Raw genomic sequence first — 12,118 nt, forward strand, 5'->3', positions numbered from 1 at the left:
TAATATTGGGTAATTACTGCTTTATAGTTTTTATTTTTTCTGGAATTAGATTCATCTGGTCAAAGTGCTTTTGCATCACATTTTCCAAGTCCAAAGTACCGCCTAGAATAATCATTTCTTTATTTTCAAAACGTTTTCCAAGTCGATCTTGGAGCATTACTTTTTCCATGCTTTGGGCAATTTCGATTTCATGTAAAAAATCATTTGGATGTCCAGCTGTACAAATTACAAGTCCAAGGGGAATTGTTTTCATTTTTCTTGAAGTTTCATTTTGACCGTATGCATATCCAACAGAATAAACACGATCAAACCAGCCTTTTAGTTTAGCAGGACAATCGCTCCACCAAACGGGATAAAGAAAAATAATGCAGTCTGCTCTTTCTATTTTTTCTTGTTCACTCCAAACATCTGCCGAAATCGGCAGTTCTGTTCTTCCAAAACCTTCACGTTCGTATTCTTCTTCAGACATATCGCTGTTGAAATTGGAAGCATATAAATCGGAAACTTCTACATTCCATTTTTCAAGAGCTAAAACAGATTTTAATTTTTCTAAAACTTGAAACGTATATGATTTTCTGCTGGGATGTGCGTAAACAATTAAAATATTCATTTTTAGATTCTTTAGATTTAAAACCTTTTGAAATAGAAATAATTTTGTACGAAAATACAAATTAAATCGAAAAAAGCTATCTAATTTATTCTTCCGAAAATTCTAGAATATCTCCAGGCTGACAGTCCAATACTTTACAGATTGCTTCAAGTGTACTAAAACGAATGGCTTTTGCTTTTCCTGTTTTTAAAATCGAAAGATTAGATAATGTCAAGTCTACTTTTTCTGAAAGTTCGTTTAATGACATTTTTCTTTTTGCCATCATTACATCTAAATTTACTATTATAGGCATAATTTCTAGTTTAAATAGTTAAGTCAATTTCAGACTGAATTTCAATTCCTCTTTTAAAAACCTGTCCGATAACAAATAGTATAACACCCATAAATATCCATACACTGGCACCTTCTAAATTTAATGTTTCTAGCGCAGGAAGCTTTACACCATTTGTAGTGAGCCAATTGTTGAATTTTGAAGCCCAGTAAGAAAACAAACCAATTCCAAAAGCCAGATAAGCCATGTAAAATATAAAACGATCCATTTCTGCAGTGAAAGGCTGTGTCACATTTAGCTTTTTCTCATGCAGCATTTTTACAATTAGGTAAAACATAATCGCTTTTAAAACAGCGACAATACTCATAAGAATCATTTCCTGAATATAATGGCTGGGACTGAAATTATAAAGATCTAGTAAATTGAGAAACCGTGCGTTGTATGAATTTATAGTCATTGTATAAATACCATTAAATAAATACATACCCGCTTCTATGCATAAACCAATAAAAATGATCCAAGATAAAATATTCAAAAATTTCAGGATTTCTGGTGTTCCAATTTTAATTTCCATTGTAATTAGATTAAAAGTTATGCTGCTAAAATAATAAATATTTATTGATAAACAATAAAAATATAATTTTTATCAAAAAAAAACTCCAGTAGACAGAAATCTATTGGAGTTGTTATTTTGTTTTTATAAGCAGTACTTTAGTTTTTCAAAAGACCACTTGTCCCGCTGTCCACTATATCTTTTTTGGCAGACAATAGGAGTGAAGAGCCAAAAAAGGATGCCGTTTCCATCGGGGCTAAAAGAGAAATTTAATTTTTTATAAGAGCAAATTTGAAAAAAATTATCGAATTGCTTTTCTTTCGTTTTCCAGCATTTTTTCGATATTAAAGTAAATACCGTCAACATTGTAAGCACCTTTTTCAAAACTTAGATAATCGCAGTTGTCGACAAGAGACTGACCTTTCGATTCGATTTCGAAAACGTTCAAAAGAACATATTCGTGTTCGACCAGTAAAACATGAAAACCAGTTTCGCATTTTTTTCCGTCACCAGAAGATAAAATCACATTCATAATACTGTGAAATCTAAAAGAAGTGATTTTAGATGAAGTTTCGTCGCCCTTTAAATGGTAAATATAAGAGAGGTAATTGAGTTGTTTGAGGTCAAAAGGAAATTCACTTAAAGAATGATTGATTAATTTAATAATCTCATCATAATCTGCGTTTTCGAGTTTTTCTTTTCCAAATAATTCGTTTAGTTTTTGCTCATCTGGCGATTTCCAAAAGGCATTGTATTTAGGCTGAAAAACGTATCCTAGATACAAATGGCGGTATTCTTCATGCGATAATAAAGTGTCATTTTTCGTCAGCCTTTCCATTAATTTGGGATAAAAGAATTTGGAATTCTTATCGTTAATTTCTTTTTCGATTGCTTTGTAATCTGGAATCGTGAAACCAAGTTCTTGAGAATACGTTTGAATTCCCAAACAAAAAATTAGGAGAAGAAAAATTTGTTTCAGCATGATTAGAAGGTTTTAGGTTGTAGTTCTGATCTTACTAAAATACAAATTAATTTAACGCAAAACGTTGTTATGATAATTGATTATATACTAATAAAGACCTTAAGTTTTATTATTTTCCGAACTGCCACCATTTCTTTTTACTAACTTCTTTCTTGTTTTTGTGATTGTGATAAATGCAAATCTGATCCGTTAAATAATCGTAAACATCATTATGTAAATATGGCTTTTTAGAACTCATAAGTTTTTTAGCCACACTGTTGATTTTCTTAATTTCTTTTTCGTCAAAAATTGACGACTCAGTTAATGTTGTTTGTATAAATTTCGCAAAATCTTTATGCTGTTCATTATAATTAATATTTCCGTTTCTAAAGGCTTCATCTTGAAGATTGTCTAAACCCCTTAACATTTCTGATTCAATTGTATTAGCTTTTCCGCTAGAAGGAATAAGACTTCTTAATTGTTCAACAACTTCTGGAAATTTGTAATTTGTTGGGAATTTAGGATAAATAGTATCACTAGGTTTATATAAACGCTCTTTTTTTTCACATTCTTCTACAAGTTTCTTTACATCTTCTGATGTGTGCTCGAGCCATTTTCTAGGTGTTATATCAAACTTGTTTTTTAAATCCAAATCAGCACCGAGCATAATTATTTTTTCAATAACGCTCAAATGAATTTGGCGTTCGTCACCTTCTGTTCGCCAAGGAAATCCTTGTATAGCCCAATAAGCAACTGTTGCTCCTTTACTGTCAGTTAAATTCACATCTCCTCCATAATCGAGAAGTAAATCCAGTGACTTTATAAGATTATGGCGTTGTACAGCTATGTGTAGAGCATTATAGCCACTTTTACAATACATATTAGGATTAGCACCATTTTCTAATAAATAATGTATCATTTCTGTTCTTTCAATTTCATCTTTGCATCCATATGATGTTAGAACTTCAATTATTAATGTGTTATAATATTCAGCATTTATATAGGAGTTAACATTGATATTTTCACTATTAATAATTTGCTTTGCAGAATCAAATTCTCCATTTGAAATTTTTGTAGCTAAGATTGAAGAGAATTGCTGTGGGAGTAGCTTTAAATTATTCATTGTAAATTTAATTTGTAATTTTCAAATGTACGTTTTTAATTACAAAAAATAATTTCTTGATGCAAAAACATAAAGTTTAGCTGTTTTAAGTTTTGAAATGAATTCATTCTAATGCCCAAGCTGTTTTCTTAAATCTAAATTTAAGCTGTATTGTTCTTCAATAGGAATTATTTTTCTCTGCACTTTGTTGATATCGTTTCCTTCTTCTGACCACAAGAATGGATAAAAATTAAAAACTTGATCGCCTGGCAGTACAGCAACTTCTTTCTTCCAATTTTCCCATCTGCTGCCTGAATAAAATTTGTCTAAGTCATTATTAAAGCAGAATTCTAAAAATTGAGAATAGGTAATATCAAGCGGTTCGTATTCTAAATTATCTGGAGCAAAATAATAAACATTGCCAAGATCTGTTCCTAAAGCGCCTCCGTTTAATATATAAAAACCACCCAGAGCATCGTCTGCAATTAAAAGATAAGAAGGAGCTTCTCCAAATTCTTTAAAAGATTTTCCTTTATTCCAATCCGGAAGACTGCGGTTGAGTTTGGAACTGCCTGAGCCTAAAATCCTAATCCAGCCGTTGTCTACTATGATTCCGCCGGTTTTATATACAATCGCACCCATTGGTGATTTTGTTGTTACTTGTGTATGATACAAAGCATCTTTGGCTTTTTGTGGATCTGCTGGAAGAATTTCTACTTTATTTTTGGCAGTATCAATCCATTCTTTTACTAATTTCCATCCAGAATCTTTTGGATCTATGAGTTCGTTTACAGGGCGCATTTTGGTTTGTGAAAAGGTTGTTGATGTAAAAAAAATAACGGCTAATAATTGAAAAAATTTCATTTTGGTTTTTAAGTTAATAGGGTTTGGTCATTAATCGAATAAGAACTCCTTTTCGTTTTACAAGATTTTTATAATCCCACTGAATTTCTTTTCCTTTTTCCAGCCAGCGTTTTAAATCTTCTTCATTGATTTGATCGGAGTTTGTATAACGGATTTCGGCAGCTTTAAAAGAACCTTCGTTTTGAAGTTTTTCTTCGTCAAAAGATTGTCCGCTCCAAAAAAGCAATCTAACAGAATCTTTCAATTTGCTATAACCCACAATCGGATTTCCATCTAAAAACCAAACCGGGTGTGCATGCCAGATTTTATTTTCCGCTTCAGGCAGCAAATGGTTGATTATAGTACTTAAAACTGTGCATATCTTTTGATCTTCATCGCTTTGAGAATCGTTATATGCCTGAATTTCTTTATTCATGTTTTTTAAGTTTAATGTGTTAAACTATTTCTTCAGAAGATTTTAAAAAAATACAGCTGCCATGTTGAGAGTATGCCTTTTCTTTTTCTGTAAATCCTCTTTTTTTATAAAATTCAATTGCTTTTGTATTGTTTTCTAGACATTTTAAAGTTACGGCAGATTTTGTTACGCCAATAGCTGCTTTTAATAATTCTGTTCCAATTTTTTTGTTTTGATATTTTTCGTCAACATATAAATGATGAATAAAATTTGTCGGCATCCAAATCGAAATAAAACCAACAGGAATATCATTTACTAATGCAGTGAGAATATATTCTCCCTGTGTGTATTTTTCGAAATCATCTAGATGGAATTTGGATGTATCGAGCCATGAAAAAGTTTTTTTTCTTTCGTTTAAAAATAATTCTTTTAAAGCTGGATAATGTTTATTTTGGACTTCTTCTATGATCATTTACGAATTCGTTTATTGATTTATTTTGAAATTTTCTGAAATCAAAGAACCATCTTGTGCAAAACCTTGAACTGAAAATAAATAACCTTCTAATTGAGGATTGGATTTTATTTTGAATGAAACCTCTCCATTATTCGTTTGTAAATCTGGTTTCCAATCAATTTCTGTCCAATTACTGTACTTTTCGGTATTGAAAGTGTAAATTGGTGAATAGTATTTTTTGTCTTTATCAAATCCGTCTGTAATGATGTATTGATTAAAAAGTTCAACGATATTATTTTGATAGTTTTGTGTGGTGAAAACCTGAAAAATTTTATTTCCTTTCACAGTTTGAATCATAATGTTTTCGATGTCTTTTATTTCTAAAGAAACACCAAGTAATTCATTAGATGAAATATATTTTCCATCAATATACAAAACGGCTTCTTTGTCAATTCCAGTTTCAAGATAGGTTTCTTGACCTTTCCAGGTTACCATTTTGACATTTTGATCAAAATTTAAAAAATACATTAAATCTTTGTTCTTAAAATGTTCTGCAATTTCTATATCATAATATTTCCCAATATCAAAAACCAACGGCTGGTATTTTTTAATAAGCTTTTTTCGATCGACAGCTCTTTTGTTTTGGGCAGTAATTCTTATTTCATCCAATTTTATAGAGCCTGCCGTATACATCTCATTCCATGAATTCTCGTTTAAAATAGAAGTTTGTTTTATTCTGTTTTCAATGTTTAAATTAGTCAGCGACGAGTTTTTTAAATTATTAAGCTGAATATTTTCTGGTTTTATGGCCTCATTATTGTTGTTTACAAATGAAATTTTGACAGCATCTCCCTTGTAAATGAGAAGATTATTGAAGCTGAAATCTTTTTTTCCATTCAAAAATATTTTATCAATAATTATATTATCTGTTGTTAATAGAGCCAGATGATTTGCAGGAAGAGTTGACAAGCTGCCCTTTAGCTTAAATCCTGCTTCAAAATCATATTTATAAACAGGATTTAAGTCAGCAATCATTTCTTTTAATGTAAACTGAGTCCAGCCTTGCGTAAGCAACAGTAAATCTAAATGCTGGTTTCTGTTATCATTTTTTGTATTAAAATAATAGGCAGGATTTTCAATATATCCTTTTACGTACGGGGATAGGAGGAAAGCACTTTTTATAGTATTGTTTTCCGTATAATTTAATGCGTTTAGAGGTAATACTGACGTACTCAAATTTGCATTTATACTTTGATCTAAGTGAGATATTTTTAGTTTGTAGTTAATAGAATCATTTTCGACTGTTGTTTTTTCTATCGCAACGATTGGTTGTACTTCTTTTTCAACATAAAATTTTCTTTCTGCAATTGGCTGATTATCTTTAAAAAGGGTAATCTTATTAATACCATTATAGAAGTTTTTTTTGTCGATTTCTAGATTTAATGCTTCTAAGTTTTGAATTTCGAGATAATCTAGAATATTATTTTTTTGATGAAATAACAGTTTGTAACGATTCTTTTTTATTTCAGGAATAGAATTGCTGTTTGTCTTAAGACTTAGTTTAATATACTCAGGCGATGTATTGTCAAGATTTAAAAGAATACCTGTCCTTTGAGCAGCAGGCAGATTTACTTTTATTAAAGTGTCATTAATATGGACTACGGCACTGTATGTTTCATTTGGCTCATAGATAAAGTTACACCTAGTCATTCCCAAATGCTGGCTTTTAAAAGTGGCAACTTCCTTATTTTTTGTATTTATTATCTTGCCTAAATAATCAATTCCTTTTCCATTACATAATGATTTAATGCCAATTGTATTTTCTACATTCTCCAGTAAATAACCTCCTTCTGGAAAGAACTGAATATCATATTTATTCTTCGAAGAGGTTTGTTTTACGGAAATGTTGTTCAGAATATTTATTTCTTGAATAAACGTATTGTCATCTCCAAAATTTCTCATGTAATTTGTCGCAGCTTCAAGATAATAAACTCCAGTTTTTAGCGAATCGTTTAATATAAACTGTCCTTTTCCGATTCCTTTATAAATAAAAACTTGCTGATTTTGAATTATTTTGCCTTTTACATCCAAGAGATTCACATTGAGACGTGTTGTTTTTAGAGAAGGTTTGTTCGAAATGTCACCAACATAAGCTTTAAACCAAACAATGTCATCAATAAAATAAGATGTTTTATTGGTATGAAGAAACACTTTTTCAAAATATAACGGATTTTTTTTAAGCGGTTCAATAACAGTATCAAGAAAGGATTCTTTTTGTGAAAAGGTTGTTTCGGGATTTTTCACTGCATTTTCCTGAGAAAATGAAATGCCGCAAAAACATGCTGTAATAATAAAAGTTATAATCTTTAATTTCATTTAGAGATGTCTTTTTATATTGAGGTTATGTTTTTAGGCGGGCTAATTTTTTTAAAAGACCAAATCAAATTCGACTTGTTTTAAATATCTGATTTCTACTGTTCTTCGATTATAGAATTTCCTTTAGAATGATCTCCAGAGGTCCATTGCCAGGTTTCATGGAGTCTTATTTTTCCGTTCTCTAAAACTTCTGGTTTCGAGGAACACATTCCTGTCATTAATTCGCCTTTGTCATTTACTTGATGATAGCGCATTTCGATATTTCCTTTTTCATCAACCAAACCAATTAAATGCCCAGTAACTATTTTTCCTCCCGAATATTGAGCCGTTAAAATATTCCCTTCTTGTTGATAATGAAATACTGTCTCGTGAGACGTTTCTCCATTGTCACTATTGCTGAAGGGTTTGAAAATTTTACCGTTGTAATTAATCATTTTGGATTTTTTAGTCTTTTCGATTTAAATCTGTAATCAATAACGGATTGTTCTCTTTAAGTTTGTTGACTAATTCTTCGACTGTTCCAGGATTTGCTTTGATATGTTCGAATTCAGATGAAGTTATTCCAACAATCTGTAGAAATGAAACTTCTCCATGCGGGGTATGTTTTTTTTCAATTTCGGGATCATTTACAATAACAAGTGCTGTAATATCGGTATCTGTATCGAGACGAATAGGTCCGTTTGCAGGCATGTAATGAAATTCTTCAAACCAGTTACCGCTGCTAAAAACATATTTTGCAATATTTTGAAGTAGAACCACTGCCCAGCTTGGGTTTCCGTTATCGGCTTCGAAAGGTTTTAGTCTAAAAGTAAGCTCAAAACCCCATTTGCTAAATTCCCCATCAACTTTTTCTTCATTATAATATAATTCAGAAAATCCGTAGGTTATAAAATGATAATGATCTGTTTGTTTTTTACTTTCATACACGCTTATACCATCTAGAGGGTCTTCTCCACCAAGCATATAACTAATCGCAGGTACAAAATGTTTAGGTTCCTGCCCTGGATACAGTCGGTCAAATTCTTTGTCAATTTCTAACCATCCAACGGCGTCATCTTCTGAAAATTCTTTCTTGTATTCTTCTAAAGTCATCTTTATCGGTTTGTAGTTTAAGTGTATACAAGATATTATTTTTATTCGAAAACTGGGAATTTACGATATAAAAAAATCCGACTCGCTTTCGCAAATCGGATCTTGTTTTATTCTATTTTTTTTATCAGCTGCAGAGTGCCTTGCTGTAAACCTTTGTAATAATCGCCTTTTTTTAACTCAGGAACCACATACGCAGCTATGATATCTTTCATTTCTTGATCGGTCATTTTTGCACGTATTTTGTCAACTCCCTGCACTTGAATTTGTCTTAGTTGTTTACTGATTACAATTAAAATTGAAGTGTCGATCTTTAATTTAGAAAGCAGGTATTTATCTAAGTCCAGCGAATAATCTGTCAGATCTGTATAAGGTGCTATTGTTGCGGTTGTAACAATTAGGATTTTGCTTTTTGTTTTGGCTTCACTTGCTTTCAGATAATCATTTAAATCCTTGATTTGTTTTGGAGTAAGGATTTTTTCGAAATCATTTACATAATCGTATGATTTGGCAAAGATGTTTTGTGCTTCACCTTTTGTTTGTGCAAAAAAATAATTTGGAAAAAAAAGAACAATTGCAAAAACGAATACTAATTTTTTCATGGCAGATATGTTGATTTGGGCGATGCAAAACTAATGCTTTATTATTAAAATTCAGGTCTTAAATTGTTACGAAAAATCAATATTTATTTCCCATAACATTCAAATAAAAAAATCCGATTTACAATTGAATCGGATTTTAAAATTTTACTGCAATAAAGGAAGTAAATGATCCCATTTAAGTTCTTTTGCAAAATCTAATGCAGTTTTTCCATTTTCGGTTTTGGCATTTTTATCTGCGCCAGATTCTAATAAAACTTCAATAGAAGTCTGATTTCCTGCAATTGTTTCGCGATGTAAAAACGTATAACCCAATTCGTCTTGAGCTGTTATTTCTTCAGGATTATTTTTTACAAAGTCAATAAGGCTTTCTTTCATGTTTTTACTCATCGGATGTTCAATGATGTTTTCTGGTTTTTCTTTTTGTTCGTTAACCACCAGAATATCATTAAAATCACCAAAATCTAATCCCCAAGCTTCATCATGTGATGCTCTTTCTTCCTCATTCATTTCAGAACGCATTGCCTGAATCGTAAAAGCACCATACGTTTTTCCACCAATTGCAAATAACCAATCGCTGATTTGATTTACTGGAATTTGTACTTCATCACCGTTATTTACATTCGTTAATTCGTCAGGATCATTTACTAGAACACCGTATATATTTTCTCCGTCAAAATTTACATCGTTAATCCACATGTGTTCTACAACAGTTTCATTGTCGATTTCCTGCGTAAAAGCCAGTTTTACACAAGCTACATCAAGTCCTGGAATTATTCTGCGGTATTCCCAAGACAATTCTCTCCAGAAATATTTAAAGGTTTCTTGTGCTTTTTTATAAGCTTCAATCATTTTTGGATTTTCTCCGTCGGCGTAGAATATTTTTGTTTCTTCCATTATATAATATTTATAAGTGATTATCTAGATTATTATGATCTTCTAAACGAATAAAAAACCGATTTGTTTTTGCAAATCGGTTTTTTATATTTGTTAAAATTTAAATCGATTGGTATTGTCACTCCAACCTTTCCATTCAAATATTTCGACTATTTTTTCGGTAATATCTTTTTGTTTTTCTGTCCATTTATTTACGGTTAACAAATAAAAATCTGAGCTATAATGATTTTCAGTGTAGTCAATATAAGCTATTGCATCATTTTTTTCTAGTATTACAATTTTATCAAATGATCTTTTGTAATCAAAATAACTTATAAATTCCGATATTTTATGTTTCATTGCATTATCATTTTTTGGAAAAAGATAAGTGTAAGATCTTGTTTTTATTTTACAGCAATTTGTACAAACGTGATTTATAACAAAATTATATAAATTTAAGTCTTCGTAATAGATAATTTCTTTTGTTTTTATATTTATGAGGGATCTAAAGATGATTGGGTTATCTTTTAATAAATCATTTTTTTTTATACCAAAGTAAAGGTCTTGTTGTCCTTCTTGTAATAATAATAAAAATTCTTCCTTTTTATTATATGAAATGATTAATCGTTGATTTGTAAATATATAATTGTGAGCTGAATGAATATATTTTTTATTTCCATAAATAATCGAGTTATTTAAATCAGTAAAAAGATTAAGAACCTTATTTATGTCATCTGATAAATTAATGCCCAGCCTATCTCCAAAATTAATCTCTTCCTTAGGTTGAATAATATCAATTTCATACCAGGTTTTAATAAATTCTCTTATAATAATAAAAATATTTTTATCATTAATTGTATGAATGATTGGAATATAATTCATAAAAGCTCATTTTTTAAAAAGAAACAAACATAGATAAAATACTACAAATATAATAGATCGGAAACAAAAAAATCCGACTTGTTTTCACAAATCGGATTTTTTATATCAAAAGTAAATCGGGTTTAGAAATTTACATCGTCTGCAATATTCCCGCCTTGTTCTGCGGCAAATTTTGCAGCATATTCTTTTTGTTTTTCCTGCTGATAATTTGTGAATTCCATGATGTCTTCTGAATTCCAATTCTGATTTTGCTCCGTCATCCATTGCATTGCCACAGATTGAAAATCGGCAAGATTGATTCCGAAATTATCCAAAATCCATTGAGCACCGTCAATTCCGTATTCATAAGCTGCTTGTCTTGCTCCGGCAAGTTCTTCGTAGAAATAGCGATCAGTTCTGATTCTTTCTAGATTTGCAGCACCTTCTTCAGAAATTTCAGCTTTAAGATTTTCCAACTGAGGAACTGTTACATTTTCAGCGTAATATTGTCCGAATAAAGTTGTAACCGTAAACGAAGTATCTTCGCCCATACGCTGCGGCCAGATTGTATTTAATTCTTCCCAGATTATTGGTTCAAATCCCATTGCTTTACAAACTTCCAAGTAATCTATTCCGGCGCTTATTTTAAGACACATTGCGGTATAAGTTCTTAAATCTACGCCATGTACAGGTTCTAAAAACGGATTGTTGTCATCTACTTTTACAAATCCTGAAGTTTGAATTCCTGAGTATTTTAATGAATTAGCATGTTCAAATCGTATCATTTGATCAGAATCGCAATTGTTCCATTCTGTGTAAACTGCTCTTCTGTAGTTGAAATATATATTTTGAATATCTTTTTCATCTAGATTTTCGCCGTTTGCTCTTTCGTCTGCAATCCAAGCTTCCGCTCTTGCAGCTACTTCATTATCAAAATCTTCTACATCGTAATGTGTTCCGTGTAAAGTTTCAGGATCGTATTCTGTTTCTTGATAATTGTTATCGTCTTCGTAATTGTTATTTGAAGTCTGGGCTTCGTAATTTTGGTTTTCCTGTTTATTGTCTCCGGTTAGAGATCCAAAAAGCTTTTTAAACATTTGTCGATTTT

General features: G+C 30.8%; 15 protein-coding genes. All 15 read right to left on the minus strand.

The features are described from left to right. Nucleotides 1–13 precede the first annotated feature (13 nt). A complete protein-coding gene (locus EDB96_RS07595; RefSeq protein WP_134139983.1) occupies nt 14–610 on the minus strand; it encodes an NAD(P)H-dependent oxidoreductase in 597 nt (198 codons plus the stop codon). Nucleotides 611–695: 85 nt separating this feature from the next. Further along, a complete protein-coding gene (locus tag EDB96_RS07600; RefSeq protein WP_057116634.1) occupies nt 696–902 on the minus strand; it encodes a helix-turn-helix domain-containing protein in 207 nt (68 codons plus the stop codon). A gap of 10 nt (nt 903–912) precedes the next feature. After that, entirely contained in the window at nt 913–1,455 is a 543-nt protein-coding gene (locus EDB96_RS07605) for a DUF2975 domain-containing protein (protein WP_057116633.1), read from the minus strand. A gap of 280 nt (nt 1,456–1,735) precedes the next feature. Further along, nucleotides 1,736–2,416, minus strand: a complete 681-nt coding sequence (locus tag EDB96_RS07610) for a DUF4919 domain-containing protein (protein WP_243839317.1) — start codon at nt 2,414–2,416, stop codon at nt 1,736–1,738. 109 nt (nt 2,417–2,525) lie between these two features. Next, the gene (locus EDB96_RS07615) at nt 2,526–3,518 is read right to left on the minus strand and encodes an ankyrin repeat domain-containing protein (RefSeq protein WP_134139985.1); all 993 of its coding nucleotides are present in this window, start codon (nt 3,516–3,518) and stop codon (nt 2,526–2,528) included. Nucleotides 3,519–3,626: 108 nt separating this feature from the next. Beyond that, complete coding sequence (locus EDB96_RS07620; RefSeq protein ID WP_208326185.1) at nt 3,627–4,361, minus strand: DUF2625 domain-containing protein; 735 nt, start codon at nt 4,359–4,361, stop codon at nt 3,627–3,629. 13 nt (nt 4,362–4,374) lie between these two features. Continuing rightward, the gene (locus EDB96_RS07625; RefSeq protein ID WP_057116631.1) at nt 4,375–4,776 is read right to left on the minus strand and encodes a DUF1801 domain-containing protein; all 402 of its coding nucleotides are present in this window, start codon (nt 4,774–4,776) and stop codon (nt 4,375–4,377) included. A 19-nt stretch (nt 4,777–4,795) separates the two neighbouring features. Then, the gene (locus tag EDB96_RS07630; protein ID WP_057116630.1) at nt 4,796–5,227 is read right to left on the minus strand and encodes a GNAT family N-acetyltransferase; all 432 of its coding nucleotides are present in this window, start codon (nt 5,225–5,227) and stop codon (nt 4,796–4,798) included. A 12-nt stretch (nt 5,228–5,239) separates the two neighbouring features. Then, nucleotides 5,240–7,585 carry a hypothetical protein gene (locus tag EDB96_RS07635; RefSeq protein WP_134139986.1) on the minus strand — a complete coding sequence of 782 codons (2,346 nt, stop codon included), beginning with the start codon at nt 7,583–7,585 and terminating at the stop codon, nt 5,240–5,242. A gap of 95 nt (nt 7,586–7,680) precedes the next feature. Then, on the minus strand, nt 7,681–8,019 hold the full coding sequence (locus EDB96_RS07640; protein WP_134139987.1) for a n-acetylglutamate synthase: 339 nt from the start codon (nt 8,017–8,019) through the stop codon (nt 7,681–7,683). A 10-nt stretch (nt 8,020–8,029) separates the two neighbouring features. After that, complete coding sequence (locus EDB96_RS07645) at nt 8,030–8,677, minus strand: suppressor of fused domain protein (protein ID WP_134139988.1); 648 nt, start codon at nt 8,675–8,677, stop codon at nt 8,030–8,032. Nucleotides 8,678–8,784: 107 nt separating this feature from the next. Then, nucleotides 8,785–9,276 carry a TPM domain-containing protein gene (locus tag EDB96_RS07650; RefSeq protein WP_134139990.1) on the minus strand — a complete coding sequence of 164 codons (492 nt, stop codon included), beginning with the start codon at nt 9,274–9,276 and terminating at the stop codon, nt 8,785–8,787. Between the two features lie 144 nt (nt 9,277–9,420). Beyond that, nucleotides 9,421–10,170 carry a DUF2314 domain-containing protein gene (locus EDB96_RS07655; protein ID WP_134139991.1) on the minus strand — a complete coding sequence of 250 codons (750 nt, stop codon included), beginning with the start codon at nt 10,168–10,170 and terminating at the stop codon, nt 9,421–9,423. Between the two features lie 93 nt (nt 10,171–10,263). Then, nucleotides 10,264–11,031 carry a hypothetical protein gene (locus EDB96_RS07660; protein WP_134139992.1) on the minus strand — a complete coding sequence of 256 codons (768 nt, stop codon included), beginning with the start codon at nt 11,029–11,031 and terminating at the stop codon, nt 10,264–10,266. 122 nt (nt 11,032–11,153) lie between these two features. Continuing rightward, nucleotides 11,154–12,107, minus strand: coding sequence for a DUF6620 family protein (locus tag EDB96_RS07665; RefSeq protein WP_134139993.1), 954 nt, complete (start codon nt 12,105–12,107; stop codon nt 11,154–11,156). Nucleotides 12,108–12,118: the final 11 nt, after the last annotated feature.

This window comes from Flavobacterium sp. S87F.05.LMB.W.Kidney.N (assembly GCF_004366435.1).
Classification (GTDB): domain Bacteria; phylum Bacteroidota; class Bacteroidia; order Flavobacteriales; family Flavobacteriaceae; genus Flavobacterium.

Coding starts and splice junctions, on each gene's coding strand:
- EDB96_RS07595 (WP_134139983.1), bottom strand. CDS start 610: ATGAATATTTTAATTGTTTACGCACATCCCAGCAGAAAATCATATACG.
- EDB96_RS07600 (WP_057116634.1), bottom strand. CDS start 902: ATGCCTATAATAGTAAATTTAGATGTAATGATGGCAAAAAGAAAAATG.
- EDB96_RS07605 (WP_057116633.1), bottom strand. CDS start 1,455: ATGGAAATTAAAATTGGAACACCAGAAATCCTGAAATTTTTGAATATT.
- EDB96_RS07610 (WP_243839317.1), bottom strand. CDS start 2,416: ATGCTGAAACAAATTTTTCTTCTCCTAATTTTTTGTTTGGGAATTCAA.
- EDB96_RS07615 (WP_134139985.1), bottom strand. CDS start 3,518: ATGAATAATTTAAAGCTACTCCCACAGCAATTCTCTTCAATCTTAGCT.
- EDB96_RS07620 (WP_208326185.1), bottom strand. CDS start 4,361: ATGAAATTTTTTCAATTATTAGCCGTTATTTTTTTTACATCAACAACC.
- EDB96_RS07625 (WP_057116631.1), bottom strand. CDS start 4,776: ATGAATAAAGAAATTCAGGCATATAACGATTCTCAAAGCGATGAAGAT.
- EDB96_RS07630 (WP_057116630.1), bottom strand. CDS start 5,227: ATGATCATAGAAGAAGTCCAAAATAAACATTATCCAGCTTTAAAAGAA.
- EDB96_RS07635 (WP_134139986.1), bottom strand. CDS start 7,585: ATGAAATTAAAGATTATAACTTTTATTATTACAGCATGTTTTTGCGGC.
- EDB96_RS07640 (WP_134139987.1), bottom strand. CDS start 8,019: ATGATTAATTACAACGGTAAAATTTTCAAACCCTTCAGCAATAGTGAC.
- EDB96_RS07645 (WP_134139988.1), bottom strand. CDS start 8,677: ATGACTTTAGAAGAATACAAGAAAGAATTTTCAGAAGATGACGCCGTT.
- EDB96_RS07650 (WP_134139990.1), bottom strand. CDS start 9,276: ATGAAAAAATTAGTATTCGTTTTTGCAATTGTTCTTTTTTTTCCAAAT.
- EDB96_RS07655 (WP_134139991.1), bottom strand. CDS start 10,170: ATGGAAGAAACAAAAATATTCTACGCCGACGGAGAAAATCCAAAAATG.
- EDB96_RS07660 (WP_134139992.1), bottom strand. CDS start 11,031: ATGAATTATATTCCAATCATTCATACAATTAATGATAAAAATATTTTT.
- EDB96_RS07665 (WP_134139993.1), bottom strand. CDS start 12,107: ATGTTTAAAAAGCTTTTTGGATCTCTAACCGGAGACAATAAACAGGAA.